Origin of the sequence: Pseudomonas putida (assembly GCF_026625125.1) — a bacterium.
GTDB lineage: Bacteria > Pseudomonadota > Gammaproteobacteria > Pseudomonadales > Pseudomonadaceae > Aquipseudomonas > Aquipseudomonas putida_X.
In genome coordinates this window covers 108,544-133,970 of the sequence record NZ_CP113097.1, presented here as the reverse complement: position 1 = coordinate 133,970, position 25,427 = coordinate 108,544, and the positions used below count along the sequence as shown (strand labels likewise).

26 protein-coding genes are annotated in these 25,427 nt (G+C 62.3%); 11 read left to right on the top strand and 15 right to left on the bottom strand.

Translation table 11 applies throughout. The features are described 5' to 3' along the window. The first annotated feature begins 117 nt into the window (after positions 1-117). From aspA to OSW16_RS00635, 4 genes are all read left to right on the top strand, one after another. Positions 118-1,542 (top strand): aspartate ammonia-lyase, encoded by a 1,425-nt coding sequence (gene aspA, locus OSW16_RS00650; RefSeq protein ID WP_241806709.1) that lies wholly within the window; start codon positions 118-120, stop codon positions 1,540-1,542. A 157-nt stretch (positions 1,543-1,699) separates the two neighbouring features. Further along, the gene (locus OSW16_RS00645) at positions 1,700-2,692 is read left to right on the top strand and encodes an AraC family transcriptional regulator (RefSeq protein ID WP_267819993.1); all 993 of its coding nucleotides are present in this window, start codon (positions 1,700-1,702) and stop codon (positions 2,690-2,692) included. 111 nt (positions 2,693-2,803) lie between these two features. Beyond that, positions 2,804-3,847 carry a histone deacetylase family protein gene (locus OSW16_RS00640; RefSeq protein WP_241806707.1) on the top strand — a complete coding sequence of 348 codons (1,044 nt, stop codon included), beginning with the start codon at positions 2,804-2,806 and terminating at the stop codon, positions 3,845-3,847. After that, on the top strand, positions 3,847-4,950 hold the full coding sequence (locus tag OSW16_RS00635) for a polyamine ABC transporter substrate-binding protein (protein WP_267819991.1): 1,104 nt from the start codon (positions 3,847-3,849) through the stop codon (positions 4,948-4,950). Before OSW16_RS00640 ends, OSW16_RS00635 begins: the two co-directional genes overlap by 1 nt. A gap of 97 nt (positions 4,951-5,047) precedes the next feature. Here OSW16_RS00635 and OSW16_RS00630 read toward each other — a convergent pair whose 3' ends face one another. The 5 genes from OSW16_RS00630 to OSW16_RS00610 are packed head-to-tail and all read right to left on the bottom strand — an operon-like array spanning position 5,048 to position 8,929. Beyond that, the gene (locus OSW16_RS00630; RefSeq protein ID WP_267819989.1) at positions 5,048-5,680 is read right to left on the bottom strand and encodes an SCO family protein; all 633 of its coding nucleotides are present in this window, start codon (positions 5,678-5,680) and stop codon (positions 5,048-5,050) included. Further along, on the bottom strand, positions 5,677-6,570 hold the full coding sequence (gene cyoE / locus OSW16_RS00625) for a heme o synthase (protein ID WP_267819987.1): 894 nt from the start codon (positions 6,568-6,570) through the stop codon (positions 5,677-5,679). The genes OSW16_RS00630 and cyoE overlap by 4 nt, the downstream gene beginning before the upstream one ends. Continuing rightward, entirely contained in the window at positions 6,555-7,628 is a 1,074-nt protein-coding gene (locus tag OSW16_RS00620; RefSeq protein ID WP_267819985.1) for a COX15/CtaA family protein, read from the bottom strand. The genes cyoE and OSW16_RS00620 overlap by 16 nt, the downstream gene beginning before the upstream one ends. A 10-nt stretch (positions 7,629-7,638) precedes the next feature. Beyond that, a complete protein-coding gene (locus OSW16_RS00615) occupies positions 7,639-8,223 on the bottom strand; it encodes a hypothetical protein (RefSeq protein WP_267819983.1) in 585 nt (194 codons plus the stop codon). Then, positions 8,189-8,929 (bottom strand): SURF1 family protein, encoded by a 741-nt coding sequence (locus tag OSW16_RS00610; protein WP_241806701.1) that lies wholly within the window; start codon positions 8,927-8,929, stop codon positions 8,189-8,191. The genes OSW16_RS00615 and OSW16_RS00610 overlap by 35 nt, the downstream gene beginning before the upstream one ends. Before the next feature lie 51 nt (positions 8,930-8,980). On the opposite strand from OSW16_RS00610, the gene OSW16_RS00605 reads away from it, so the two are divergent. Further along, positions 8,981-9,184: a twin transmembrane helix small protein gene (locus tag OSW16_RS00605; protein ID WP_241806700.1), complete on the top strand. Its 204-nt coding sequence runs from the start codon at positions 8,981-8,983 to the stop codon at positions 9,182-9,184. Positions 9,185-9,241: 57 nt separating this feature from the next. Here the strand turns inward: OSW16_RS00605 and OSW16_RS00600 are convergent, their stop codons facing one another. The 4 genes from OSW16_RS00600 to coxB are packed head-to-tail and all read right to left on the bottom strand — an operon-like array spanning position 9,242 to position 13,483. Then, positions 9,242-10,129: a cytochrome c oxidase subunit 3 gene (locus tag OSW16_RS00600; protein ID WP_267819980.1), complete on the bottom strand. Its 888-nt coding sequence runs from the start codon at positions 10,127-10,129 to the stop codon at positions 9,242-9,244. A gap of 16 nt (positions 10,130-10,145) precedes the next feature. After that, complete coding sequence (locus OSW16_RS00595) at positions 10,146-10,712, bottom strand: cytochrome c oxidase assembly protein (RefSeq protein WP_241806698.1); 567 nt, start codon at positions 10,710-10,712, stop codon at positions 10,146-10,148. A 10-nt stretch (positions 10,713-10,722) separates the two neighbouring features. Continuing rightward, positions 10,723-12,312, bottom strand: coding sequence for a cytochrome c oxidase subunit I (gene ctaD, locus OSW16_RS00590; RefSeq protein ID WP_012312075.1), 1,590 nt, complete (start codon positions 12,310-12,312; stop codon positions 10,723-10,725). A gap of 43 nt (positions 12,313-12,355) precedes the next feature. Further along, entirely contained in the window at positions 12,356-13,483 is a 1,128-nt protein-coding gene (gene coxB / locus OSW16_RS00585) for a cytochrome c oxidase subunit II (RefSeq protein WP_241806697.1), read from the bottom strand. A 369-nt stretch (positions 13,484-13,852) separates the two neighbouring features. Here coxB and OSW16_RS00580 point away from each other — a divergent pair, with 369 nt between their 5' ends. Continuing rightward, on the top strand, positions 13,853-14,494 hold the full coding sequence (locus OSW16_RS00580; RefSeq protein WP_267819976.1) for a hypothetical protein: 642 nt from the start codon (positions 13,853-13,855) through the stop codon (positions 14,492-14,494). Between the two features lie 117 nt (positions 14,495-14,611). Beyond that, positions 14,612-15,700, top strand: coding sequence for a hypothetical protein (locus tag OSW16_RS00575; RefSeq protein ID WP_267819974.1), 1,089 nt, complete (start codon positions 14,612-14,614; stop codon positions 15,698-15,700). A 2-nt stretch (positions 15,701-15,702) separates the two neighbouring features. Here the strand turns inward: OSW16_RS00575 and OSW16_RS00570 are convergent, their stop codons facing one another. From OSW16_RS00570 to prlC, 5 genes are all read right to left on the bottom strand, one after another. Further along, positions 15,703-17,229, bottom strand: a complete 1,527-nt coding sequence (locus tag OSW16_RS00570) for a SulP family inorganic anion transporter (RefSeq protein ID WP_267819972.1) — start codon at positions 17,227-17,229, stop codon at positions 15,703-15,705. Between the two features lie 192 nt (positions 17,230-17,421). Continuing rightward, a complete protein-coding gene (locus tag OSW16_RS00565; protein ID WP_241806693.1) occupies positions 17,422-18,141 on the bottom strand; it encodes a carbonic anhydrase in 720 nt (239 codons plus the stop codon). A gap of 271 nt (positions 18,142-18,412) precedes the next feature. Beyond that, positions 18,413-19,471: a PA0069 family radical SAM protein gene (locus tag OSW16_RS00560; RefSeq protein ID WP_267819968.1), complete on the bottom strand. Its 1,059-nt coding sequence runs from the start codon at positions 19,469-19,471 to the stop codon at positions 18,413-18,415. Positions 19,472-19,675: 204 nt separating this feature from the next. After that, a complete protein-coding gene (locus tag OSW16_RS00555; protein WP_012312067.1) occupies positions 19,676-19,957 on the bottom strand; it encodes a YheV family putative zinc ribbon protein in 282 nt (93 codons plus the stop codon). After that, positions 19,954-22,041 (bottom strand): oligopeptidase A, encoded by a 2,088-nt coding sequence (prlC, locus tag OSW16_RS00550; RefSeq protein WP_241806691.1) that lies wholly within the window; start codon positions 22,039-22,041, stop codon positions 19,954-19,956. The genes OSW16_RS00555 and prlC overlap by 4 nt, the downstream gene beginning before the upstream one ends. 66 nt (positions 22,042-22,107) lie before the next feature. Between prlC and OSW16_RS00545 the strand changes: the two genes are divergently transcribed. After that, a complete protein-coding gene (locus OSW16_RS00545; RefSeq protein WP_039603776.1) occupies positions 22,108-22,656 on the top strand; it encodes a gamma carbonic anhydrase family protein in 549 nt (182 codons plus the stop codon). Positions 22,657-22,676: 20 nt separating this feature from the next. After that, a complete protein-coding gene (locus tag OSW16_RS00540) occupies positions 22,677-23,327 on the top strand; it encodes an HAD family hydrolase (RefSeq protein WP_267824147.1) in 651 nt (216 codons plus the stop codon). A gap of 57 nt (positions 23,328-23,384) precedes the next feature. On the opposite strand, the gene OSW16_RS00535 is transcribed toward OSW16_RS00540, so the two are convergent. Then, complete coding sequence (locus OSW16_RS00535) at positions 23,385-24,458, bottom strand: aminopeptidase (protein ID WP_267824145.1); 1,074 nt, start codon at positions 24,456-24,458, stop codon at positions 23,385-23,387. Positions 24,459-24,542: 84 nt separating this feature from the next. On the opposite strand from OSW16_RS00535, the gene OSW16_RS00530 reads away from it, so the two are divergent. Beyond that, positions 24,543-24,956 carry a hypothetical protein gene (locus OSW16_RS00530; RefSeq protein ID WP_267819963.1) on the top strand — a complete coding sequence of 138 codons (414 nt, stop codon included), beginning with the start codon at positions 24,543-24,545 and terminating at the stop codon, positions 24,954-24,956. Positions 24,957-25,011: 55 nt separating this feature from the next. Beyond that, on the top strand, positions 25,012-25,425 hold the full coding sequence (locus OSW16_RS00525; protein WP_267819961.1) for a hypothetical protein: 414 nt from the start codon (positions 25,012-25,014) through the stop codon (positions 25,423-25,425). Positions 25,426-25,427 lie beyond the last annotated feature (2 nt).

Below are 25,427 nucleotides of genomic sequence, written 5' to 3'. Positions count from 1 at the left end.
CACTATGCCGTTTGTGCATAGGTTAGCGTGCAACAGCATTGGCCGCAAAAACCCCTTAAGGCCTAGCATTAGCGCCATTCCGGCAGGTGCCGGGTCAAAATCGAGATGATATCCATCATGTCCTCCGCTGCATCGTTCCGCGTCGAAAAAGATCTGCTTGGTACCCTTGAAGTCCCTGCCGATGCCTACTACGGCATCCAGACTCTGCGCGCTGCCAACAACTTCCATCTCTCCGGTGTTCCGCTGTCGCACTATCCGAAGCTGGTCGTGGCACTTGCCATGGTCAAGCAGGCTGCTGCCGATGCCAACCGTGAGCTGGGGCACCTGAGCGATGCCAAGCACGCCGCCATCAGCGAGGCCTGCGCCCGCCTGATCCGCGGTGACTTCCACGACCAGTTCGTGGTGGACATGATTCAAGGTGGCGCTGGTACTTCCACCAACATGAACGCCAACGAGGTCATCGCCAACGTCGCGCTGGAGGCCATGGGCCACCAGAAGGGTGAATACCAGTACCTGCACCCGAACAACGATGTGAACATGGCGCAGTCGACCAACGATGCTTACCCGACCGCCATCCGTCTGGGCTTGCTGCTGGGCCACGACGCGCTGCTGGCCAGCCTCGACAGCCTGATCCAGGCCTTCGCTGCCAAAGGTAAAGAGTTCGACCACGTACTGAAGATGGGCCGCACCCAGCTGCAGGACGCCGTGCCGATGACCCTGGGCCAGGAGTTCCGCGCCTTCGCCACCACCATGACCGAAGACCTGCAGCGTCTGCGCTCGCTGGCCCCGGAACTGCTGACCGAAATCAACCTGGGCGGTACCGCCATCGGCACCGGCATCAACGCCGACCCTGGCTACCAGGCCCTGGCCGTACAGCGTTTGGCGACCATCAGCGGCCAGCCGCTGGTACCGGCTGCCGACCTGATCGAAGCCACCTCGGACATGGGCGCCTTCGTGCTGTTCTCCGGCATGCTCAAGCGCACTGCAGTCAAGCTGTCGAAGATCTGCAACGACCTGCGCCTGCTGTCCAGCGGCCCACGTACCGGCATCAACGAAATCAACCTGCCAGCGCGTCAGCCAGGCAGCTCGATCATGCCAGGCAAGGTCAACCCGGTCATCCCGGAGGCCGTCAACCAGGTTGCCTTCGCCATCATGGGCAACGACCTGGCCCTGACCGTCGCCGCTGAAGGTGGCCAGCTGCAGCTGAACGTGATGGAGCCGCTGATCGCCTACAAGATCTTCGACTCGATCCGCCTGCTCCAGCGTGCCATGGACATGCTGCGCGAGCACTGCATCGTCGGCATCACCGCCAACGAACAGCGCTGCCGTGAACTGGTGGAGCACTCGATCGGCCTGGTCACCGCCCTGAACCCTTACATCGGCTACGAAAACGCCACCCGTATTGCCCGCGTAGCCCTGGAAACCGGCCGTGGCGTGCTGGAGCTGGTACGCGAAGAACAGCTGCTGGACGAAGCGATGCTCAACGACATCCTGCGCCCGGAAAACATGATCGCTCCACGTCTGGTTCCGCTGAAGGCGTAACCCGGCTGCTGCAAACAGTCTCACCAGGTTTGAGGGACTAGACACCTCTCGACCTTTCAAGGGCCCGAGCGCACGCTACGGGCCCTTTTTTTCGCCCGCGCGATCCCGGCACACAACTTGCTCTGTAATGTTTCCCAGCCCCACGGAAATACCGAGCATGCTGCACAGCCACATGACCACCCTCAACGCGGTTTCGCTGATCCTCAACCTGTTCCAGGAGCAAGGGTGCGAGGCTACGGCGCTGCTGGCTGGCAGCGGTATAGGCCTGGCAGACCTTGGCCATGCCGATGCGCGCATCACCACCCAGCAAGAGCTGCAGGTATGCGCCAATGCCGTGGCACGGCGTGAGGACATTGGCCTGGAACTGGGCCAGCGCATGCATGTGTCGTGCTACGGCATGCTGGGTTACGCCCTGCTCTCCAGTGCCACTTTGGGTGACGCCTTGCGGCTGGCTTTGCAGTATCCGGCACTGCTGGGAACAGTCTTTCGCTTACGCCTGACAGACGACGGCCAGCGCATCTGGCTTAGCGCCGACGAATATCGCGACCTCCCGGCGCTGGCCGCTTTCAATGCCGAGTTCTGCCTGGTGTCGCTCAAAGTCATCTGTGACGACCTGCTGGGCCGGCCACTGCCCCTGCTCGGCGCCCGCTTCGCGCATGCCCAGCCTGCCTACCATCAGCGCTACAACGGGGCCTTCCCCTGCCCTCTGGGCTTCGACGCGAAAGACAACGCCTTTGCGTTCGATCGACACTGGTTGGACACGCCGCTGCCGCTTGCCGACCCGATCACGCACAAAGCCATGAGCGAACGCTGCCGGCGCCTGAACCTTGAATTCACAGGGCGCCAGGCCTGGCTGGGGCGGATTCGCCAGTTGCTGCTGCAGCAACTGGACGCTGCCCCCGGCCTTGAGGGCTTGGCGCGGCAGATGAACTGTTCGTCTCGCACCTTGCGCCGGCACTTGCAGGCGCTCGGCAGCAGTTATCAACAGCTGCTCGATGAGCTTCGGTTCGAGCGCGCCAAGCAATTGCTCGCCGATGACAAGATGCCGATCTACCGGATTGCCGAGCGCCTGGGGTTCAGTGAGACGGCGAGCTTCCGGCATGCGTTCCAGCGGTGGAGCGGTGTTGCGCCCAGCCATTTCCGAGGTTGAGCGGGGCCTGCGAGCTTGGCCACATCGATCCCCTTTTGGCCGTTTGCGTCGTTCTCCCGCACCCGGCAGCCCGTGAAAATGGGCCAACGCCAGTACCACCGGAGAACAACAATGCTGACGATCTATTCCGATGACCACCGCCTGCACCACGGCCGCTGCGAGCTGATCGACGGCAAACTGATGCCCTGCTTCGAAATGCCGTCGCGCGCTGACCATGTGCTCGAGCAAGTGAAAAAGCGCAACCTCGGTGCTGTCCAGGCCCCGACCGATTTCGGCCGTGCACCGCTGCAGCGCATCCACAGCGCCGACTATCTCGACTTCTTCGAAGGTGCCTGGGCGCGTTGGGCCGCGTTGGGTCAGGAAGGCGACCTGCTGCCCTTCACCTGGCCAGCTCGCACCTTGCGCCAGGTCAAACCCACCGGCCTGCATGGCGAACTGGGTTACTACAGTTTCGATGCCGGCGCGCCCATCACAGCGGGTACCTGGCAAGCCGCCTACAGCGCAGCACAGGTTGCCCTCACCGCCCAGGCTGCAATCGAGCAAGGCGCCCATGCGGCCTTCGCCCTGTGCCGCCCACCAGGGCATCACGCCGCCGCTGAGGTGATGGGAGGTTACTGCTACCTGAACAACGCCGCGATCGCAGCCCAAGCCTTCCTCGACCAGGGCAGGGCCAAGGTGGCTATCCTCGACGTCGACTACCACCATGGCAATGGCACCCAGGACATCTTCTACCACCGCGAAGACGTGTTCTTCGCCTCGATCCACGGCGACCCGCAAGACGAGTTCCCGTTCTTTTTGGGCTACGCGGACGAAACCGGCGCAGGTGCGGGCGCTGGCTGCAACATCAACTATCCGCTGCCAGCGGGCAGTGACTGGGCCGCCTGGAGCGCTGCGCTGGAGGATGCCTGCACGCGCATCGCCGGCTACGACGCTGACGTGCTTGTCATCTCACTGGGGGTGGATACCTTCAAGGATGACCCTATCTCTCAGTTCAAGCTGGACAGCCCGGACTACCTGGAAATGGGCAAGCGTATCGCCCAGCTCGGCAAGCCGACCTTGTTCGTGATGGAAGGCGGCTACGCAGTGGAAGAAATCGGTATCAACGCGGTCAATGTGCTGGAAGGTTTCCAGCTCGCCCAGCCAGGAGCCCGATAATGGCCAGACTCAAGCGCCTGCTCGCCCCACTCATCGCGGCCACCCTGTGCGCCGGCGCCCTTCAGGCGCAAGCCGAACAGCGCACCTTGCGCGTGTACAACTGGTTCGATTACATCACCCCGCAAACCTTGACCAGCTTCCAGAAGGACAGCGGCGTCAAGCTGGTCTACGACATTTTCGACACCAACGAAGCCCTGGAGGCGAAGCTGTTAACGGGTAACTCCGGCTACGACGTGGTAGTGCCGTCCAACGTGTTCCTCGCCAAGCAGATAGAGGCGGGGGTGTTCCAGCCACTGGACCGCAGCAAGCTGCCGAACTGGCAACACCTGGACCCGGCATTGATGAAGCTGATCGAGGCCAACGACCCGGGCAACAAGTTCGCCGTGCCTTACATGTACGGCACGGTGCTGATCGGTTTCAACCCAGACAAGGTCAAGGCAGTACTGGGCGACAAGGCTCCGGTGGACAGCTGGGACCTGCTCTTCAAGGAAGAGAACATCGCCAAGCTCAAGCAGTGCGGCGTAGCGCTGCTCGACTCGCCATCAGAGATCCTGCCTCTGGCGTTGCAATACCTCGGGCTGGACCCCAACAGCAGCAAGCCAGGTGACTACAAGCAAGCCCAAGCCCTGCTGCTGAAGATCCGCCCGTATATCACCTACTTCCACTCTTCCAAGTACATGGCGGACATCGCCAACGGCGATATCTGCGTTGCCGTTGGTTATTCCGGCAGCTTCTCCCAGGCCGCAAACCGCGCCCGAGATGCGAAGAACGGTGTGGTGGTGGACATGCGGCTGCCCAAGGAGGGCGCGCCGATCTGGTTCGACATGCTGGCGATTCCGAAAGGCGCCGCCAACCCGGAGGATGCGCATACGTTCATCAACTACCTGCTGCGCCCAGAGGTGATTGCGCCGATCAGCGACTTTGTCGGCTACCCGAACCCGAACAAGGATGCGACGGATCAGGTCAGCCCAGCGATTCGCAATAATCCCAACCTGTATCCGACCCCTGAGGCAATGGCCAAGCTGTACACGCTCAAGCCTTTGACGCGTGAGGCAGAGCGGGCGCGGACGCGGGCCTGGACCAGGATCAAGTCCGGGACTTGATACCGCCTTGTGTTAGCAAGACCGCGCGCGCCTGAAGGCGCGTGCGGTGCCTTGTGGAGCGGCCTTGTGCCGCGCTGGCCTAAGCAGGCCGGGAGTTTCAATCGCGCTTCACAAGCCCCGGCAACTGCGCCACCAGCTTCTGGTTGTTGAACGGCGCCCGGATGAACCCACGCTGACGACCGTCCGGCCCGACAATCGCCAGGTTGCCGCTGTGATCCACGGTATAACCGGGCTTGCTGGTATCGGCCGGGATGAACGGAATGCTCAAGGCATTGGCCAGCTTCTGAGTATCTTCGATCGACCCCGCCACGCCGACGAAATCCTTGTCGAAATAGCCCAGGTACTGCTTGAGCTGGTTCGGCGTGTCGCGGTTCGGATCGACACTCACCAGTACCACCTGCAGGCGGTCGACCGCTTCCTTGGGCAGCTCGCTCTTCACCTGCCGCAACTGCGCCAGGGTAGTAGGGCAGATATCCGGGCAATAGGTGTAGCCAAAGAACAGCAGCGACCATTTGCCCTTGAGCTCGTCCAGCTGCACCGGCTGGCCGTCCTGGTTGGTCATGGTCACGTCGGCGACCGTGCGGCTCTGCGGCAGGAGGATGATGCCGGCATCGATCAACTGCGTGGGGTTTGGCTGGTCACTGCCATTGAGCACCTTGTTGACGGTCAGGCCCATGATCAACGCGACCAGGGCAACGAGGATGAAGACGGTTTTCTGGGTTCGGGTCATAGGTTCAGCAACAGGTAGTGGTCAACAAGCAACGCGATGAACAGCGCGAACAGGTACCCGATAGAGTACTTGAAGGTGCCGATCGCCGCGTGCGGCCGGCTGCCACGGTACAACACCCAGGCCCATTGCAGGAAGCGCAGACCAAGGGCGATGGCGCAGGCCAGATACAACGGGCCGCTCATGTGGATGGCGTAGGGCAGCAGGGTCACCGCCAGCAGGATCAGGGTGTAGAGCAAGATGTGCAGCTTGGTGTAGCGCTCGCCGTGGGTCACCGGCAGCATCGGGATATCGGCCTTGGCGTACTCCTGCTTGCGGTGAATGGCCAGCGCCCAGAAGTGTGGTGGCGTCCAGGCGAAGATGATCAGCACCAGCAACAAGGGCTCGGCACTGACATGGCCACTCACTGCCACCCAGCCAAGCAGCGGCGGGGCCGCGCCTGCCAGGCCTCCGATAACGATGTTCTGCGGGGTCGCGCGCTTGAGAAAGCCGGTGTAGAGCACCGCATAGCCGAGTAGAGAGGCAAGCGTCAGCCAGGCAGCGAGGGCGTTGGTGAACACCAGCAACAGGGCCATACCCAGCAGCGCCAGGGCGAGGGCGAATAACAGTGCCGGCACCGGCGCGACCCGCCCCTCGGCCAGCGGCCGCTTGTGGGTGCGGGCCATCAGCGCATCGATGCGCCGGTCCAACACATGGTTGACCGTCGCCGCGGCCCCCGCGCACAGGGCAATCCCCAGATTGCCGAACAGCAGCACACGCCAAGGCACCCCGGCACGGGTCGCCAGGAACATGCCTACCAGCGAAGTGATCAGCATCAGCACCACCACCTTGGGCTTGGTCAGCTCCAGATAGTCGCGCCAGCCCGCACGTTGGGCACTTAAAAGCGTCGCCACGAAGCGTTCCTCAAGTGATGGGGCGCGCCCACGCCTGTCACCGGCGTGAGGCGCCAGCCTTGGCCCACACGCACCTTGTCGACGACACGGATACGGTAGTTGACCAGCACCATGCTCAGCAGCAACAGTGCGCCGCCTGCGTTATGCGCCACCGCCACCGCCAGCGGCAGGTGCAACATCACGTTGCTGATGCCCAGGCCTACCTGCAGCGCCAGCACCAGCAGTACCAGGCGCCCCAACCCAGACAAGCCACAGCGGTGCAGCTTCCAGCTGAGCATCAGCAACACACCAGTGACCAGAAGAGCGCCCAGCCGATGGCTGATATGGATGGCCGTGCGCGCATCGCTGTCCAGTTGCCCGCCCAAGTAATTGGGGCCCACGTGCTGGGTCAGGTGGAAGCCGTTGCTGAAGTCCGCTGCCGGCCACCACTGGCCATGGCAGGTCGGCAGGTCAATGCAGGCAACGGCCGCATAGTTGGAACTGACCCAGCCGCCCAGGGCAATCTGCCCGATCACTACCAGCAGCGCCAAGGCAGCGATCCGTCGCAAGCTCAGCGGTAGTTTCGGTAATGGCGCAAAGGCCCGAGATAGACGCAGCGATAGCAGGAACAGCAAGGCCAGGGTAGTGAAGCCACCCAGCAGATGTGCGGTGACGACCTGCGGCCACAGCTTGAGGGTTACTGTCCACATGCCGAATGCCGCCTGGGCCAGCACTGCGCCCAGCAGCAGCACCGGCAGGCGGTAGGGCTGGCCGTCGCGTGAATGCCGGCGCACGGCTTGGAAGGCGAGCAGGGCGATCACTACGGCAAGCGTGCCGGCAAAGTAACGATGGACCATCTCGGCCCAGCCCTTGGCGACCTCCACCGGGTGCTCGGGGAAGTGCAGTTCGGCATGGGCCAGCTGCGCGTCGGTTTTCGGCACGCTGATGAAGCCATAGCAGCCAGGCCAGTCGGGGCAGCCGAGGCCAGCATGAGTCAGGCGGGTATACGCACCGAGCAGTACGACCAGCAGTGCCAGCAGGGTGGCGAACACAGCGAGGCGGAATCCAGGTCTGGCCATGGCAAGGCTCCTAGCCGATGTTGGACAGCTTGAGCAGGTGGCGCAGGTCATCCAGTACATGCTTGCCGCTGACCTTGCCGTCATAGCGCAGCACCAGATTGCCGTGCGGGTCGACGATCCACAGATGCGGCGCGGGGTCTCCTACCTTCTGAAGGTAGCGCTGGGGATCGAGTGGATAACGCTGCAACTGTGGGTACTCGCGCGCCAGCAAGGCCTGGTAGCCGGCGCTCAACGGTTGGGCAGCGGCCAAGGCATGGCTGGCACGGCTGGCGTCCCGGCCAAGGCCAATCTGGATCTGCCGCGCCAGGTAAACCAGACGCTGGCAGTCTTCAGCACAGTTTTCCGGGGCGCTGACCAGCAGTTGCCAACGGGCGTCCTCGCCAGCGATGCCGATATCGCCGCGGCTCTGGCCATTGCCGATCATCGTGCCGTGATAGCTTCGGCCTTCCGGCACCCAGAACTTGAGCTTGTACATGCTGGTGGCCAGGATCATCGGGCCGAGCACCACCAGCAGAATCAGGATCAGCTGCAAACGCCCGCGGGCTCTGGGTTTGCGACGTTCAGGCATGTCCAGTGGAGTGGTGGTGGCGGCCATGGCGGTTCTCCTTTTTGTTGTGCCAGCCAAAGTAGAGGTAGAGCAACACCAGCGCGGTCGCCAGGGCGAACCATTGCACGGCATAGCCCAGGTGTTTTTCCGGCCCCATGGCCACCACTGGCCAGTCCAGGCGGTACGCCGCCGGGCCAGGCTGCAGGCGCAGTTCATGGGCGAAGCCTGCGCGCCGCAGCTGTTGCCACAGTTGCACGGGGTTCACCGCCGTCAGCAGGTGCGGCCACTGGCCGCCAACGGGGTCGGGGTGCAATTGAAAGGTGCTGCCCGGCGCTACGTATACCGAGGCATCCAGGGCCAGAGCCTGCGCAGGGGTGTCGAAGGGCACCGGCACGCGGCGGTCGGGCCAGGGCAGCCACCCGCGGTTGACCCACAGCCACAGGCCGCTGGGCTGGTCGAGAAACGGCTGCAGCAACTCGACGCCGGCCTGGCCGTCGCGCATGCGGTTGTCCAGCAGCACGCTGTGCTCGGCATCGAAGCGGCCGTAGAGGTGCACACGGCGGAAGGCGGGGTCGTCGCTCAGCTGCAACTGGGCGGCGGAAAGCGGCGCGTCGACGCTACGCTCGGCATGGCTGGCCAGCAATGCGCGCTTTTCGGCGGCTCGGCCCAATTGCCAGCAGCCAAGGGCGATCAAGCCCGGCAGTAGCGCAAGCACTACCAGGGTGGGTACCCAGCCCGGGCGAAACAGCCTCACGGGCGCCTCGCTATACTTATCCACATCACCGCATCCCCCTGGAGAAACGCCATGCTCAAGGCCGCGATTGTCATGATGCTGTTGGCCACCATCGCCAGCCTGTTCAGCGGCCTGGTGTTTCTGGTCAAGGACGATGAGAACTCCACCCGCCTGCTCAAGGCACTGACCGTGCGTGTCACCTTGGCCTGCGTGACCATCGCCCTGGTGGCATATGGCTTCATCTCTGGCCAGCTCGTCTCCCACGCTCCCTTCTAGGCCGTCAGCCGCCACCTGTAGGGGCGGCCTTGTGGCGCGAAAGGGCTGTGTCGCTCTTCACAGCACATACACAAAGATGAACAGCCCAACCCACACCACATCGACGAAGTGCCAGTACCAGCTTGCCGCCTCGAAGCCGAAGTGTTTGTCCGGGTTGAAGTGGCCCCGCAGGATGCGCACGAACATGACGATCAAAATGATCGTGCCCAAGGTCACGTGGGCACCGTGGAAGCCTGTGAGCATGAAGAAGGTCGCGCCGTAGATCCCCGAGCCCAGCGTCAGGCCCAAGTGGGTGTAGGCCTCGAAGTATTCGTAGGCCTGCAGTGCGATAAAGCTCAGCCCCAGCAAGATGGTGATGGCCATCCACAGCTTCAGCGCCCCACGGTGGCCACGCCGCAGCGCATGGTGGGCGATGGTGATGGTCACGCTCGAACTGACCAGCAGAATGGTGTTGATCAAAGGCAGGTGCCAAGGGTCGATGACGTCCTTGGGCGGCGGGAACAACTTGGGGTCCGGGGTATTGAGCAGGGGCCAGGCGAACTCGAAACTGGGCCACAGCATGTGTGCGACACCTTTGGCGCCTTCTCCGCCGAGCCAGGGTCCGGCCAGTACCCGTACATAGAAAAGTGCGCCAAAAAACGCCAGGAAGAACATCACCTCGGAGAAGATGAACCAGCTCATGCCCCAGCGGAACGAGCGGTCCAGCTGCGCGCTGTACAGCCCGGCGCGGCTTTCCTTCACCACCGCACCGAACCAGCCGAACAGCATGTAGGCCAGCAACAGCGCACCGACGAAGAAAATCAGCGGCCCGTGGGAATCGGGGTGGCCAGCCTTGAGGTCGTTGAACCACGTGCCAAGGCCGAACACCGTGATGAACATTCCGATGGTGGCAATGATCGGCCATTTGCTCTGCGCAGGGACGTAGTAGTGTTCATGACTTGCCATTGCTGTTCTCCTTCCCTTAACGGGCGCCCTGAACGTCCTGGGGCGCGACATGCGCGACCGGCGGGTGGCGAGCGGTGATGTCGAACAAGGTGTAGGCCAGTGTCAGGTGCTTCACAGTGGCCGGCAGGTCCCGGTCGACGATGAAGCGCACGGGCATCTCGATACGTTCGCCGGGCTGCAGCACCTGCTGGGTAAAGCAGAAGCACTCGGTCTTGTGGAAGTACGCCGCGGCCTCGGCCGGAGTGATGCTGGGTACGGCCTGGGCGGTCATCGGCCGGTCAGTGGTGTTGTGAGCCACGAAGATCATCTGGTTGACGGCCCCCGGGTTGACCGCGAGCTGGTCGGCAGTGGCGTAGAAATCCCAGACCATGTCACCGGCATTGGTCGACATGAACTGCACCCGCACCGAACGCGTCGGATCGCTGACCTGGCTCCCTTCATACTGCCCGCCCGTCTTGCCATTGATGCCGAAGGCCCTGCACATGACGTCGTAGATCGGCACCAGGGCAAAGCCGAAGGCGAACATCACCACCGTCAGCATCAACAGGCGCAGCACCAGGCGTTTGAGCGGTTGGCCGGTCATGGGCGGTTACCTATTTCACATCCGGTGGCGTCTGGAAGGTGTGATACGGCGCCGGCGAAGGCACCGACCACTCAAGCCCCTCGGCCCCGTCCCAGGGTTTGGCCGGGGCCGGCGCGCCGCCGCGAATGCACTTGATGACGATGAACAGGAAGAAGATCTGCGTGGCACCGAACATGAATGCCCCGACCGATGACACCATGTTGAAGTCGGCGAACTGCAGGTTGTAGTCAGGAATGCGCCGCGGCATGCCTGCCAGGCCAACGAAGTGCATGGGGAAGAAGGCCAGGTTCATACCGATGAACGACAGCCAGAAATGCAGCTTGCCGAGGGTTTCGTCGTACATGTGGCCGGTCCACTTCGGCAGCCAGTAATAGGCCGAGGCGAAGATGCCGAAGATCGCCCCGGGCACCAGCACGTAGTGGAAGTGCGCCACCACGAAGTAGGTGTCGTGGTACTGGAAGTCCGCCGGCGCGATGGCCAGCATCAACCCCGAGAACCCACCGATGGTGAACAGGATGACGAAGGCGATGGCGAACAGCATCGGCGTCTCGAAGGTCAGTGAGCCTTCCCACATGGTGCTGACCCAGTTGAACACCTTCACCCCGGTGGGCACGGCAATGAGCATGGTCGCGTACATGAAGAACAACTCGCCCACCACCGGGATGCCGACCACGAACATGTGATGCGCCCAGACGATGAACGACAAAAAGGCGATGGCACCCGTGGCGTAGACCATCGAGGTGTAGCCGAACAGTGGCTTGCGCGAGAACGCCGGGATGATCGAGCTGACCGCGCCGAAGGCCGGCAGGATCATGATGTACACCTCGGGATGGCCGAAGAACCAGAACACATGCTGGAACAGCACCGGGTCACCGCCACCGGCGGCACTGAAGAAGCTGGTGCCAAAGTGGATATCCATCAGCATCATGGTGACCACGCCGGCCAGCACCGGCATCACCGCGATCAGCAGGAAGGCCGTGATCAGCCAGGTCCAGACGAACAGCGGCATTTTCATCAGGGTCATGCCCGGTGCGCGCAGGTTGAGAATGGTGGCTATGACGTTGATGGCCCCCATGATTGAGCTGATACCCATCAAGTGGATGGCGAATATGAAGAACGTCACGCTGGCGGGGGCATAGGTGGTGGAAAGCGGAGCGTAGAACGTCCAGCCGAAATTCGGCCCACCACCGGGGCTGAACAGGGTCGATACCAGCATCAGGAACGCTGCCGGCAGCAGCCAGAAACTGAAGTTGTTCATCCGCGGCAGGGCCATGTCCGGCGCGCCGATCATCAGTGGGATCATCCAGTTGGCCAAACCGACGAAGGCCGGCATCACCGCGCCGAACACCATGATCAGGCCGTGCATGGTGGTCATCTGGTTGAAAAATGCCGGCTCGACGATCTGCAGCCCGGGCTGGAACAGCTCGGCGCGTATCACCATGGCGAACGAACCGCCAAGCAGGAACATGATGAAGCTGAACCACAGGTACATCGTGCCGATGTCCTTGTGGTTGGTGGTCAGCACCCAGCGCATCAGGCCCTTGGCCGGGCCGTGGGCATGCTCATGGCCGTGGGCGTGGTCGTCGATCACTGCACTCATGTCCTGTCTCCTGCAGCCCACTGACTGCCGCGAGTAACCCGGTTCATTGCGCTTGTGCCTGCTTGAGCGCCAGCACGTCCTTCGGTGTCACCATGTCGCCTGTGTCATTGCCCCAGGCGTTGCGCTCGTAGGTGACCACGGCGGCGATATCGACTTCAGACAGCTGCTTGCCGAAGGCCGCCATGGCGGTGCCGGGCTTGCCGTGGAAGACGATGTCCAGGTGGGCATCCTTGGGGCCGGTGGCGATCTTCGAGCCCTTGAGTGCCGGGAACATCGGCGGCAAGCCCTGGCCCTCGGCCTGGTGACAGGCCACGCAGGTGGTGTGGTAAACCTTGTCGCCACGGGCGACCAACTCTTCAAGGGTCCATTCCTTGCTGGTCAGCTCTTTGAGTTTGGCCGCCTCGGCCTTGCGCTCGCCGAGCCAGGTGTCGTAGTCGGCCTTGGACTTGACCTCCACCACCACCGGCATGAAACCGTGGTCCTTGCCACACAGCTCGGTGCATTGGCCGCGGTAGATGCCGGGCTTCTCGACCCGGGTCCAGGCTTCATTGACGAAGCCAGGGATGGCGTCGCGCTTGACCGCGAAAGCCGGAACCCACCAGGAATGGATCACGTCGGCGGCGGTCACCAGAAAGCGCACTTTCGCGCCCACCGGCAGCACGAGCGGCTGGTCGACCTCAAGCAGGTAGTGCTCGTCCTTGGGCGCCTTGTTCTGGATCTGGTCGGCAGGGGTGGCCAGGTTGCTGAAGAACTCCACATCCTGGCCCAGGTATTTGTAGTGCCATTTCCACTGATAGCCCGTAACCTGGATATCAATGTCCGATTCGCTGGCGTCGTAGATGTCGATCAGGGTCTTGGTGGCGGGGATGGCCATGGCCACCAGGATCAGCAAGGGGACCACGGTCCACAGGATTTCCACCCAGGTGTGCTCGTGGAAATGCGCAGCTTGCTGGCCGGTGGAACGGCGGTGGATGACCATGGACCAGAACATCGCGCCGAACACCACGACGCCGATGATCACGCATATCCAGAAGATGGTCATGTGCAGGTCGAACACGGCGTTGGAGACTTCCGTCGCCCCCGGCGCCATGTTTACGGTCCAGGCGGCGTTCGCCTGACCGAAAACCGTCCACAACAGGAGGCCCATCCAGACGGGTGGATGTCGCATCATTGCGGGTTCCCCTTCTAATTCTTGTTGTCCCGGAGGCATGGCCTGCGGCAAGAGGGAACGGCGGTCAAGACTGCCTGGCTTCGACGACCGAGCCCCTGCGATAAGCAGTCGGGCCTCATCAGCGAATCACGTTCAACCCGAGTATAGACAGCGACCAATGGCACGCAACGGCGCGGGTGAAATGATCTTCACGAAATCGTGAAAACGCCTGTAAAGCCTGCCCTAGACGCTAAATGGCATAATGATGGCACCTGCATATGCCCAACAGCGCACACGTTTGCGTGGTTTATAACAAATGCGTCTTAGGTATTCTGTATACCGAGCTAATTTAGTGTCTTCCGTTTGAAACGTATTGTCCCTGGAGTTGTCATGAACATCGCTGCTGTACGCGAGCAGATAAGCCAAGCCCACGATCACGAACGCCAGACCGGCCAACTGAAAGAGCGTCTCGAGCTGCAACTGCCCCATCTGCACCCCTCGATCCAGCTGCCTGAGCAGGACGCCCAGGGTACATTGGCGCGCTTCGTCAGCGCCTATATCGACCAAGTGCCCGAGTTGCTCGAAGCTGCCCACGCGGTGGCGCTGGAGGCCGGTATCGAATCGCAGATCAAACCCGTGCTGAAGATCGCTGAGGCCTATTTCCTGCAGCCGCCGAGCGTTATGCAGGGGCACGTGGGCCTGGACTGCCTGCTGGATGAAGCCTACCTGGCGCACCGTTTGGTGGAGGAGGTGAACGATCTTTATATCCGCCACTTCCAGCAACCACTGATCCCCTTCGATACCACCATGGCCAACCTGATTGCCCATCAACTGATCGGAGAGACCTTCGCCAACCAGCTCGATGAGGTGGTGCACCACTCGGTGGATGAAATGCTGGACGAGGAAAGCTTCGCTACCGAATCCGTGGAAGCCTACCGGGAAACCTTGAGCAGCCCGAAGACTGGTGAGGCCTGGAAACGCTGGCCATGCCTGTCGCGCCAGCTGGGGGTCGAACTGGGCCAACCCGCCTGACCGCTGCCTGCAGCCCAATGGGAACAGGCTCCAACTGATCGGCTGTACCGCGCACGGATAGATTCTTCCCGCCTCCTTACGGGGTAGGCACTGACCTAACAAGGCGAGGAAGAAACCATGAGCATCAAATGGAACAGGCTTTACACGGACCTGTTACGCGGCAGCCGCTCCACCCTTTGGGGCAACTGGGCCCTCAACCCAGTCATCAAACCCGGAGCGGTGGGTATCATCGACCCGGCGTCCGGCGATTTCACCCTGGTCAACGAAGCGTTGCCCTCCGTACAGATTTCCAATGTCGAGCAAGGGCGCCGCTGGGCCATCAGCTCCAAGGACGTCTCCCGCAGGGAGACCAAGGCCAATGTTTCAGGGACCGTGATCGACCCTGCCACCGGGGCTCAGGTCAAGCCAGACCTGACGCTGGAGTGGAACTTCGGTAAAGAGGAGTCGATCGCTTCGGAGTTTGCCCTCCATGGAGAGCAACGTCTGAATGACCTGGCCCTGATCCACGACCAATACGATTGGCTGTACGCGCAGGCACAGAAAGTCGGCATGGCCAGCGATGGCCGGATTGCAGAGGGCTTTGGCGTGGTAACGAGCGTCATTCTGGCCGATAGCGGCGTGAATGCCGGCGCCAAGAGCAAGAATGCCAAATTCTCCCTTTCGGGTTCAGCCAGCGGCCTGAACACCTTGCTGGGCGAAAACGGTATTTCAGGCAAAGGCGGAGCAACGTTCATTTCCACCCGCGATACCGCGTCGGTGGAATCGCATACTCTACCTGCGCAAGATGGCCAGGTTGCCACCCTCCCACTGCCGGTAGCTTACAGCTTTGCCTCCTTTGGCCCGGACAGGATGATCATTCCGATCTGGGTGCGCAAAATTGGCAGCTTGCAACTGCATGTCGACAGCAAGGCCACCTCGGCCACCACCTACATCACCAAGGTATCGATTGCCTATGATCTTCCAGGCGAGCGCCGCACCACGGTTGGCCCGATGACCATTTCCGGCGGCCTGTCGCATAACTTCACCCTTCCGCTGGGCGCCAGAAATCTCGACTTCAGCGCCGAATTCGTCAACGTAGGCGCCAATCAAACGTTGACGCGGCACTGGACAACGCCCCTCAGCCAGTGGGTTGGCGGCAGCCGGACCATCAACCTGTATGGTACGTGGCCCGGCTCGCCCTCCGTGCGTGTCGTCGAGGAAGACTGAGCTCAACACTCTGCCGCAGTGCGCAAGCCCCCCTCGATACGCCGCTTGAGCCCACGCGGCTCGATGAGCAGGCGTGAACCGGCGCTGCGCTGCGTACGCCCCCAGTCTTCCAATAACTCCAGCACCGAATGGTCGATGTAACTCAGGTTGGCCAGCGGGACGTGCAACTGGGTGCCAGCTGGCACCGTTTCCAGCACCTGGGTCAGTGCCGGCACCTTGAGGAAGGTGGCGGCGCCGGTGAGCCTCAGCTCCATGTGCCCCGGCCGGTCCAGGCTGAGCAGGTTGATCTTCAGGCGGGCCGCTTTGAGTGCCAACTTCAGCAGCGTCAGGGCAAAGCCCAGCAGCACACCGGTCAGCAGGTCAGTGAAGATGATCGCCAGCGCTGTTGCTGCGTAGGTGAACATCGGCATGCGACCGTAGCGGCCAAGCCCGCGAAAGGCCTTGAAGTCCACCAACTTGATACCGGTGTACACCAGCACCCCCGCCAGGCTCGCCACCGGAATCTGCTGCAGCACACTGCTCAAGGCCACCACGAACGCCAACAACCACAAGCCATGGAGGATCGCCGATGCGCGGGTTTGCGCGCCGGCCTGCACATTGGCCGAACTGCGCACGATCACGCCGGTCATGGGCAGGGCGCCCAATACACCGCAGAGCATGTTGCCGATACCCTGCGCGGAGAGTTCCCGGTCGAAGTCCGAGCGCTGGCCGCTGTGCATGCGGTCCACCGCTGCGGCAGACAACAGGGTTTCGGCACTGGCGATGAACGCCAGCGCGAAGGCGGCCACCAGCAAGGTCGGATCAGCCAATTGCAGCAGATCTTCGGGGCGCAGCCAGTCGATGGCCTCGGACAAGTCGGCCGGCACCTGCACACGATTGACTGGCAGTGCCAGCCACATGCTGAGCAGCGTCATCCCCCCCACACCGAGCAAGGCGCCAGGTAAAAACCGCAGCCGCTGTGGCCGAAAACGCTCCCAGCCCCACATCACGGCGATGGTGCCCATACCGAGCAGGCCGGCCTGCCAGCCGCTGCCGGCACTTTCAAAGGGCAGGGCGCTAGCCACCGTGGCGGGGAAGCCGATCAGGTTCTGCAAGCCCGAAGGCTGCGGCGCCGTGTCGAACATCACATGCACCTGTGACAGCACGATCAGTACACCGATACCAGCCAGCATGCCATACACCACCGCCGGGGCAGTGACGCGGAACCAGCAGCCCAGGCGCAAGCGCCCGGCCAGCAATTGCAGCAACCCCGCCAGCAGCAGGATCGGCCCGAGCATCGCCACGCCGTGCTGGCGCACCAACTCGAACACCAGCACGGCCAAGCCGGCCGCAGGGCCACTGACCTGCAGCGGCGAACCGGCCAGAAAGCCCACCACGATACCGCCGATGATGCCGGTTATCAGGCCTTTGGCCGGTGGCATGCCCGAAGCGATCGCAATGCCCATGCACAAGGGCAGGGCTACCAGGAAGACCACAACCGACGCCAGCAACTCTCGCGGCAAGGCCGCTTTCAACTGTGTAATGTTCACCGTGTTTCTCCTTTCTCTGTCACATGGCCTTTCCTCTGGCCATGGGCACGTTTGGCCCCTGACAAACGCGCAGGCGCGGGCCGCCAGCGAGCATGCCGGCAGGGCAGTCAGGGAATTCAAGGCAGCCGAAGGCCGCGCCACACCCCTGCGGGGTGCAGCTGGCTATCAAGGTTCTAGCGTTGGATGGGTCGCTTAGTAGCGGCCTCTCGGAGTCGCGCAGGGCACCGGCTCACCGGCGGCCAGGGGCATGAAGCTGTCGCTGGCGGCATCGTAGGCTTCGATCCGGCTGGTCTCGATGTCATAGACCCAACCATGGATGTACAGCTCGCCAGCCGCAAGGCGCGAGGCCACCGACGGGTGGGTGCGCAGGTGGTGCAACTGGGCGATGACGTTTTCCCGCGTCAGCACCTGCATGGTTTCGTGCTCGCTGCCGCAGGCGCAGTTGTTCTCGACCACGGTACGTGCCACTTCGGCATGCCGCAGCCAGGCGGAAACGGTCGGCATCTTGGTCAGCGATTGCGGGTTGAGTACCGCACGCATCGCGCCGCAGTCGGAGTGGCCACAGATGATGATGTGGTGCACACCCAGCGCCGACACGGCGTACTCGATGGCGCTGGAAACACCGCCGTTCATCTGGCCATACGGCGGAACCACGTTGCCGACGTTACGGGTAACGAACAGGTCGCCTGGCGAGCTCTGGGTGATCAGCTCGGGGACGATGCGCGAGTCGGCACAGGTGATGAACATGGCGCGCGGCGTTTGCGCGGTGGCGAGCTTCTTGAACAGCTCTTGCTGCTCAGGGAAGACGTCATGGTGGAAACGCAGGAAGCCGTCGACGATGTGCTTGAGGGCGGCATCGGCGCTCTCCGCGGGGGCCTGCGGAACGACCTTGGATGGGTCCTTGACGGGCATGATTCATCCTCTTGACGGTGAGTTGGTAAATCCATTTTACCGGTGAAAGATTCTGGCTATGCGAGGAATTAGATGACACGCACAGGCCATAGATCACAGTCTTCGTGGACTGGTTTCCTACGCTAGCGGGGAAAACTTAACTGAAACTTAATTCGGAGGCTCTAGAACGGGTGTTCCAGATAGATAAGGCGGGAATTGGATAATAGCAAAAACACATCAAATGCCAAGACCTCCGAATAAGATTATGTGCTTGGATTAGTCCCATTGAGGGTCAAAACAATGCCATTTGCCCACCGGGCGGACAGAACGCCGAGCAATCCAGCATTTGCCCCTGCCGCCCCTCCAAACCCAGCTTGCGCATGGCCTTGGCAAAGCGTTGTGCCAGCAGCTCTGCGAAAACGCCCTCACCACGCATGCGCGCGCCAAAGCGGCTGTCATACAGCTCGCCACCCCGGCTCTGGCGAATCAGGCTCAACACATGGCTGGCGCGCTGCGGGTAGTGGTCCTGCAGCCATTGCTCGAACAGCGGTGCCACTTCCAGGGGCAGGCGCAGCATCATGTAGGCTGCGCTCTGCGCACCAGCCTCCTTGGCGGCTTGCAAAAGGTGCTCCAGTTCGCTGTCGTTGATCATGGGAATCATCGGCGAACACAACACGCCCACCGGTACACCCGCCTCGCGCAGCACCCGGATTGCCCGCAGCCTGGCCTTGGGCGAGGCCGCACGCGGTTCGAGCACCCGCTTGAGGCCATCGTCCAGTGTGGTCAGGCTGATCATCACCCGCACCAACCGCTGGCTGGCCATTTCGGCCAGCAAATCGAGGTCACGCAATATCAGCGAACCTTTGGTGACGATGGTCACCGGGTGGCGAAAACGTAACAGCACTTCCAGCAAGCGCCGGGTCAATTGGTGCTCACGTTCGATCGGCTGGTAGGGGTCTGTGTTGGCACCCAGGTTGATGGGGGCGCACACATAGCCAGGCTTGCTCAGCTGCTCGGCAAGTACCTCGGCAGCGTTGGTCTTGGCGATCAGTTTGGTTTCGAAATCCAACCCTGGGGACAAGTCCCAATAGGCGTGCGAGGGCCTGGCATAGCAGTAGATGCAACCATGCTCGCAGCCTCGATAGGGATTGATGGAGCGATCGAAGGGCAGGTCGGGTGACGTGTTGCGGCTGATGATCGTCTTGGCGGTTTCAACCCGCACCTCGGTGCCTTGGGTAAGTGGAACCTCAAGGTACCAGCCGTCATCCTCCGCCACCGAATGGCTCGGAGCGAAGCGGTTGTGCGGATTGTGAGCCGTCCCACGGCCTTTGGGTGGTGCTGGAAGATTCATCGCCAAGCCCTATACTGTATGAATGAACAGTATAGGGGCAGGGCTCAACTTGCCAGCACCTCTGGTCAGGCCAGCCCGTGCCAACTCAGGTAGATGGCATGGCTTGGGGTGCGGCCAATATTGCCTGCCTCATGGGCGAGCATGCCTGCCTGGCGGAGCGGTAGAGCCATGATCTTCTACCACCCCGACACAGGCGGGCGGGCCTTAGTCAGCTGGTTTCTTCAGCTTGGGATTGGGGAAGAACTGCACCGTCTGTACCTTGGCCGGCGCCGCCTTGGGCGCCAAGTGGTTGACCCGCGTCCCCAGCTCCTTGGGTACCGACAGCCCCTGTTCATTCAAGGTGTCGGTGAAGCCGCAGGCCACGCACTCTCGGTGCGGCACGTCGTCTTCGCTCCACATCATCAACTTGTCCGGCTCGCTGCACGCCGGGCAGACCGCCCCGGCGATGAAGCGCTTCTTGGTCTTGTTCACAGCTACCTCGCTCATGCCGCCGCGTCCTCGCTCAGCCCACAGTGGCGCAGCAATGCATCAATGGAAGGCTCACGGCCACGGAAGTCGACGAACAGCACCATCGGCTCGCGCGAGCCGCCTCGGGCCAGAATGGCCTCGCGGAAGGCGCGGCCTGTCTCGGCGTTGAGCACGCCTTCTTCCTCGAACCGTGAGAAGGCATCAGCCGACAGTACTTCGGCCCATTTGTAGCTGTAGTAGCCCGCCGCGTAACCACCAGCGAAGATGTGCGCAAAGCTGTTCGGGAAGCGGTTGTACGCCGGTGGGCGCATGACCGTCACCTCGTCGCGCACGCCTTCAAGCACCTGCAGCACACTGCGGCCATCGCCGTGGCTGGCGTGCAGCTCGAAGTCGAACAACGAGAACTCCAGCTGGCGCACCATCATCATGCCGGACTGGAAGTTCTTCGCCGCCAGCATCTTGTCCAGCAGGTCCTGGGGCAGGGCAGCCCCCGTTTCGTAATGGCCGGAGATCAGTGCAAGGCCTTCCGGCTCCCAGCACCAGTTTTCCATGAACTGGCTCGGCAACTCGACTGCATCCCAAGCCACGCCATTGATGCCCGACACGCCAGCATGCTCGATACGGGTCAGCAGGTGGTGCAGGCCGTGGCCGAATTCGTGGAACAGGGTTGTCACTTCATCGTGGGTCAGCAACGCAGGCTTGCCCGGCGCAGCGGGCGTGAAGTTGCACACCAGGTTGGCCACCGGGCTTTGCAGCTCACCACCCGCGGTACGGCGGCGGTCGCGGGCACCATCCATCCAGGCACCGCCACGCTTGTTGGCGCGGGCATAGAGGTCGAAGAAGAAGCGGCCGACGTGCTGGCCGTTTTCCTTGATCTCGAACAGGCGTACGTCCGGGTGCCAGGTATCAAAGCCTTTGAGCTCGGCGATTTCGATGCCGTACAGGCGCTGGACGATGCTGAACAGGCCGGACAGTACCTTGTCGATCGGGAAGTAGGCGCGCAAGGTTTCCTGGGACACGCTGTAGCGCTGCTCGCGCAGCTTTTCACCGAAGTAGCCGGCGTCCCAGCTAGCCAGCTCGGGGCAACCTTGCTCGGCGGCATAGGCCTTGAGTTGCTCCAGATCCTGCACGGCGAACGGCTTGGAACGCTTGGCCAGGTCGCGCAGGAAGCTCAGCACCTGGTCGCTGGACTCAGCCATCTTGGTGGCCAGGCTCAGCTCGGCGTAGTTCTTGTAGCCCAGCAGCCCGGCCAGTTCCTGGCGCAGGTCGAGGATCTCGCGCATCACCGGGCCGTTGTCGAACTGGCCGGCATTCGGGCCCTGGTCAGAGGCGCGCGTGCAGTAGGCGGCGTACAGCTCTTCACGCAGGGCGCGGTCACTGGCGTAGGTCATCACCGCATAGTAGCTGGGGAATTCCAGGGTGATCAGCCAGCCATCGAGGCCTTTGGCCTGGGCGGCTGCCGCCATCTGCGCCTTGGCCGAATCGGTCAGGCCGGCAAGCGCGGCTTCGTCGGTAACGTGCTTGGTCCAGGCCTGGGTGGCGTCGAGCAGTTGGTTGGAGAAGCGGCTGCCCAATTCGCTGAGCTTGCTCTGCACTTCGGCGTAACGCTGCTGCTGGGCAGGTGGCAGGTCGATGCCCGACAGACGGAAGTCGCGCAGTGCATGCTCGAGGATGGTTTTTTGCGCCACATCGAAACCGGCGGCCTCAGGGCTGTTGACCAGAGCCTCATAGGCCTCGAACAGCGCGCGGTTCTGGCCCAGTTCGGTAGAGTAGGCACTGAGCGCCGGCAGGCAGGACTCGTAGGCCTCACGCAGCTCTTTGCTGTTGCACACCGCATTGAGGTGGCTGACCGGGCTCCAGGCAGCGCCCAGGCGGTCGTTGAGCTCGTCCATGGCCAGCACCAGGCCGGCCCAGGTGGGGTTCTTGCCTTGCTTTTCGAGGATCTGGGCAATGGCTTTACGGTTATCGGCCAGGATCTCTTCGATCGCCGGCAGCACGTGTTCGGCACGGATCGCCGAGAAGGGCGGCAGATCATAAGACTGCAGAAGCGGGTTGTTCGCACTCACGGTTTGGCTACCTTGGCAGAAGAAACACTGCCCCATCTTAATTACAATCGACGCCGACCGCAGCAGGCAGCCTGCCTATCGGCACAGATGAGAGACCCTATCATGGCCATTCGTAGCTTCCAGCAACACACTCCGAAAGTTGGGCCACGGGCCTTCGTCGACCGCTCGGCGGTAGTGCTGGGCGATGTGGAAATCGGTGAAGACAGCTCTGTTTGGCCGTTGACGGTGATTCGCGGCGACATGCACCGCATCCGCATCGGTGCAAGGACCAGCGTGCAGGACGCCAGTGTGCTGCACATTACCCACGCCGGCCCGTTCAACCCGGACGGCTTCCCGCTGATCATCGGCGACGAAGTGACCATCGGCCACAAAGTCATGCTGCATGGCTGTACCCTGGGCAACCGCATTCTGGTCGGCATGGGCAGCACGATCATGGATGGCGCCATCGTCGAAGACGAGGTGATCATCGGCGCCGGTAGCCTGGTGCCGCCGGGCAAGCGCCTGGAGAGCGGCTACCTGTACGTGGGCAGCCCGGTAAAGCAGGCACGGCCACTGACCGACAAGGAACGTGCCTTTTTCCCGTATAGCGCCGGTAACTACGTGAAGCTCAAGGACCAGCACCTGGCCGAAGGCTACGACCGCCCGGAATGAACCTGACCACCGAGACCACCATGCACCAGCAGAATATCCTTTTCGACCTTGACGGCACCCTGACCGACCCGCGCCTGGGCATCACCCGTTCGATCCAGTACGCCCTGGCCAAACTGGGCATCGACGAGCCAGACCTGACGCGGCTCGAGCACTTCATCGGCCCACCCCTGCTGCAGGCCTTCATGCAGTTCTACAGCTTCGATGAAGCCAAGGCGTGGGAGGCGGTGAATTTTTACCGGGAGCGCTTCCGGGTCACCGGCCTCTACGAAAACCTGGTCTTCGAAGGCGTGCCGGAACTGCTCCAGGACCTGAACCGTCAGGGCCGTACGCTGTACATCGCAACGTCCAAGCCTTGGGAGTTCGCCCGTGAGATCGCCAGGCACTTTGCCTTCGATCATCACTTCAAGGTGATTTACGGCAGCGAACTGGACGGCACCCGCACCAACAAGGTCGAGCTGATTCGCCACCTGCTGGACGAGGAAGGACTGGACCCGGCGCAGACCCTGATGATCGGCGATCGCAAGCACGACCTGATCGGGGCGCGCAGCAATGGGGTGCAGGCAGTGGCAGTGGGCTACGGGTTTGGCAGCGACGAAGAATTGAAGGCCCACACGCCTGAGTTTCACTACGCCACCTTGGCTGAGATGCATCAGGCGTTCATCAAGGCCTGAGCGCGCGCGTAGCTAGCCGGCTTGCCGGCGATGGGCCGCATAGCGGCCCCCCAGCGTTCACTGACCCGCCACCAATCGAGCCAACATCGCCTTGCGCTGTTCGCCCGGCAACCGTCCCAGCGCTTCTACCTTCTCGTAAAACCGGGCCCAATCCCCCCCAACCTCACGGAACACCGCCGCAAACGCTGGCACCCATTGGTCATACAGCCCGAACGGCAACAGCTTGGCATTGCTCATCGGCCCATACATCCAGGCGTCATAGCGCTTGTCCCCAGCCCACTGGCTATCTCGCACCTGGCGATACTCCCGCCTCAAGCGCTCGAACTCTGCCTGCTTGGCCGCACGTTTGTGGGTGTCATCCAGCGGCCCGGCATAGATCGCCTGCAGCCGCTCGCGACTGGCCAGAATCAGCCGTATGAACTGGTCACGCTGCAGGCTCTGCTCACCCTGATTCGCTTCAAGCCCACGGGCGGCGCGCCATTGCCGCGATCCTTCGTGCTCGACGAACGTGGCGAAGGACTCGTTGAACGCCGTGTCGTCCTGCACGTACACGCGCTGATGCGCCAGTTCGTGGAAGATCAACGCGGCCAGGCGCTCATCGCCCCAGCCGACCATCGACGACAGGATCGGGTCGTCGAACCAGCCAAGCGTCGAATAAGCTTCGACACCGGCCACATAGACATCCATGCCCGCCTGGCGCATCACCGCCGCCGCGCCGCGGGCTGCACCCTGTTGGTAATAACCGCGGTAGGCGACGCAACCGGCCACAGGGAAACAGTGCGTCACCGGCTGCAGCGAGAGCTCAGGCGTAGCGAACACATTCCACACCACATAGGGCCGCCCGAGGTCGGCATACACCCGGTAGCTACCGTTGTCCGGCAGGCCCAGTTGCTTGCTGGCGAACAGCCGCGCCTGCTCGGCGTGTTGCAGGCGGGCCCGCAACTGCGGGCTGCTGGCCGGATCGGCGAGTACCTGCTCCACCGGCTGACGTGCACGCAACAGCTGCCATTGACCATCGGCCAACTGCCCGTAATAGGCAAGGCTGCTGCAACCACTCAGCAGAAAGGCGCCCAGCACTGGAACCAAAGTGCTGAAAACGCGGTCGAGTGGCCCAGGGCCTGAGCGCTTCAAAAGAAAAAACCAGACCATCTTGGACTATCCATTCGCTCACGGCCGATGCACTCCAAGACTATCTCGCCAAGGGGGAGTTTCGCCATGCGTGCACTGTTCGTCGCCGGCTCATTGTTGCTGACGTCTGCCTGTTCGACCCTGCCAGACCCGGACCCGAACCAAGCGTGGATCGACCTCACCCCACATGACGAGAGTTCGCTGCACGCGGTGCAGGTGGATGAGCGCGATTGGGCTGACACCCGCTATTTCGAGGTCCAGCCCGGTAGCCACGAGCTGACCGTGCGCTACCAGTTCCCGGTCACACCCAGCAATATCGGCCCCGTTGAGGCACCGTTGTGGCGCGACTGCCAGCTCAACTTGACCTTCAAGGACTTCAGCGCCGGCCAGCGTTATAGCCTGCAGGCAGGCAGCATAGGCTTCCGGCCCTGGATCAAGCTCTATGACCACCAGCAAAAACTGGTCGGCCAAGGCCTGCCGGCGGGCTGTCAACGCACCTGAAGCCTGCAAACGGCGCTATGCTTGTAACTTGTGAATCGCAAGTGGGATTTTCACCATGCGCCAGCCCATGATGCTGATGGCCCTCAGTGCATTGGGGGCATGCGCCAGCCCCTTGCCCCCCGTAGACCCTAAGCAAGCCTGGGTCGACCTCTACACCATCACGCCCGGCCGAGTCATCATGGCGGATAAGCTCGATGGCAAGCGCCTTGAGGACGGCCGTTACTTCCAGGTCACACCTGGCAAGCACGAACTGGTGGTGCGCTTCGATTATGAAATTTACGGGGGCGGCATGATGAGCCAGCCCAGGGATCGGACGTGTTACCTGACCGTGCGCTTCGACGATTTCAAGGCAGGCGAACGTTACCGTCTGGAGGCGCGGGCACCGGTAATGGAACCGCAAGTGCTCTTGTATGACGCCAGCCGCACCGTGGTGGTCGACGAGCCCAGCAATGTGTTCTGCATTCCCTGAAA

Bases quoted from the DNA above. Each gene is read 5' to 3' on its own strand.
- aspA (WP_241806709.1), top strand. From the start codon at position 118: ATGTCCTCCGCTGCATCGTTCCGCGTCGAAAAAGATCTGCTTGGTACC.
- OSW16_RS00645 (WP_267819993.1), top strand. From the start codon at position 1,700: ATGCTGCACAGCCACATGACCACCCTCAACGCGGTTTCGCTGATCCTC.
- OSW16_RS00640 (WP_241806707.1), top strand. From the start codon at position 2,804: ATGCTGACGATCTATTCCGATGACCACCGCCTGCACCACGGCCGCTGC.
- OSW16_RS00635 (WP_267819991.1), top strand. From the start codon at position 3,847: ATGGCCAGACTCAAGCGCCTGCTCGCCCCACTCATCGCGGCCACCCTG.
- OSW16_RS00630 (WP_267819989.1), bottom strand. From the start codon at position 5,680: ATGACCCGAACCCAGAAAACCGTCTTCATCCTCGTTGCCCTGGTCGCG.
- OSW16_RS00620 (WP_267819985.1), bottom strand. From the start codon at position 7,628: ATGGCCAGACCTGGATTCCGCCTCGCTGTGTTCGCCACCCTGCTGGCA.
- OSW16_RS00615 (WP_267819983.1), bottom strand. From the start codon at position 8,223: ATGGCCGCCACCACCACTCCACTGGACATGCCTGAACGTCGCAAACCC.
- OSW16_RS00605 (WP_241806700.1), top strand. From the start codon at position 8,981: ATGCTCAAGGCCGCGATTGTCATGATGCTGTTGGCCACCATCGCCAGC.
- OSW16_RS00600 (WP_267819980.1), bottom strand. From the start codon at position 10,129: ATGGCAAGTCATGAACACTACTACGTCCCTGCGCAGAGCAAATGGCCG.
- OSW16_RS00595 (WP_241806698.1), bottom strand. From the start codon at position 10,712: ATGACCGGCCAACCGCTCAAACGCCTGGTGCTGCGCCTGTTGATGCTG.
- ctaD (WP_012312075.1), bottom strand. From the start codon at position 12,312: ATGAGTGCAGTGATCGACGACCACGCCCACGGCCATGAGCATGCCCAC.
- coxB (WP_241806697.1), bottom strand. From the start codon at position 13,483: ATGATGCGACATCCACCCGTCTGGATGGGCCTCCTGTTGTGGACGGTT.
- OSW16_RS00580 (WP_267819976.1), top strand. From the start codon at position 13,853: ATGAACATCGCTGCTGTACGCGAGCAGATAAGCCAAGCCCACGATCAC.
- OSW16_RS00575 (WP_267819974.1), top strand. From the start codon at position 14,612: ATGAGCATCAAATGGAACAGGCTTTACACGGACCTGTTACGCGGCAGC.
- OSW16_RS00565 (WP_241806693.1), bottom strand. From the start codon at position 18,141: ATGCCCGTCAAGGACCCATCCAAGGTCGTTCCGCAGGCCCCCGCGGAG.
- OSW16_RS00560 (WP_267819968.1), bottom strand. From the start codon at position 19,471: ATGAATCTTCCAGCACCACCCAAAGGCCGTGGGACGGCTCACAATCCG.
- OSW16_RS00555 (WP_012312067.1), bottom strand. From the start codon at position 19,957: ATGAGCGAGGTAGCTGTGAACAAGACCAAGAAGCGCTTCATCGCCGGG.
- prlC (WP_241806691.1), bottom strand. From the start codon at position 22,041: ATGGGGCAGTGTTTCTTCTGCCAAGGTAGCCAAACCGTGAGTGCGAAC.
- OSW16_RS00545 (WP_039603776.1), top strand. From the start codon at position 22,108: ATGGCCATTCGTAGCTTCCAGCAACACACTCCGAAAGTTGGGCCACGG.
- OSW16_RS00540 (WP_267824147.1), top strand. From the start codon at position 22,677: ATGCACCAGCAGAATATCCTTTTCGACCTTGACGGCACCCTGACCGAC.
- OSW16_RS00530 (WP_267819963.1), top strand. From the start codon at position 24,543: ATGCGTGCACTGTTCGTCGCCGGCTCATTGTTGCTGACGTCTGCCTGT.
- OSW16_RS00525 (WP_267819961.1), top strand. From the start codon at position 25,012: ATGCGCCAGCCCATGATGCTGATGGCCCTCAGTGCATTGGGGGCATGC.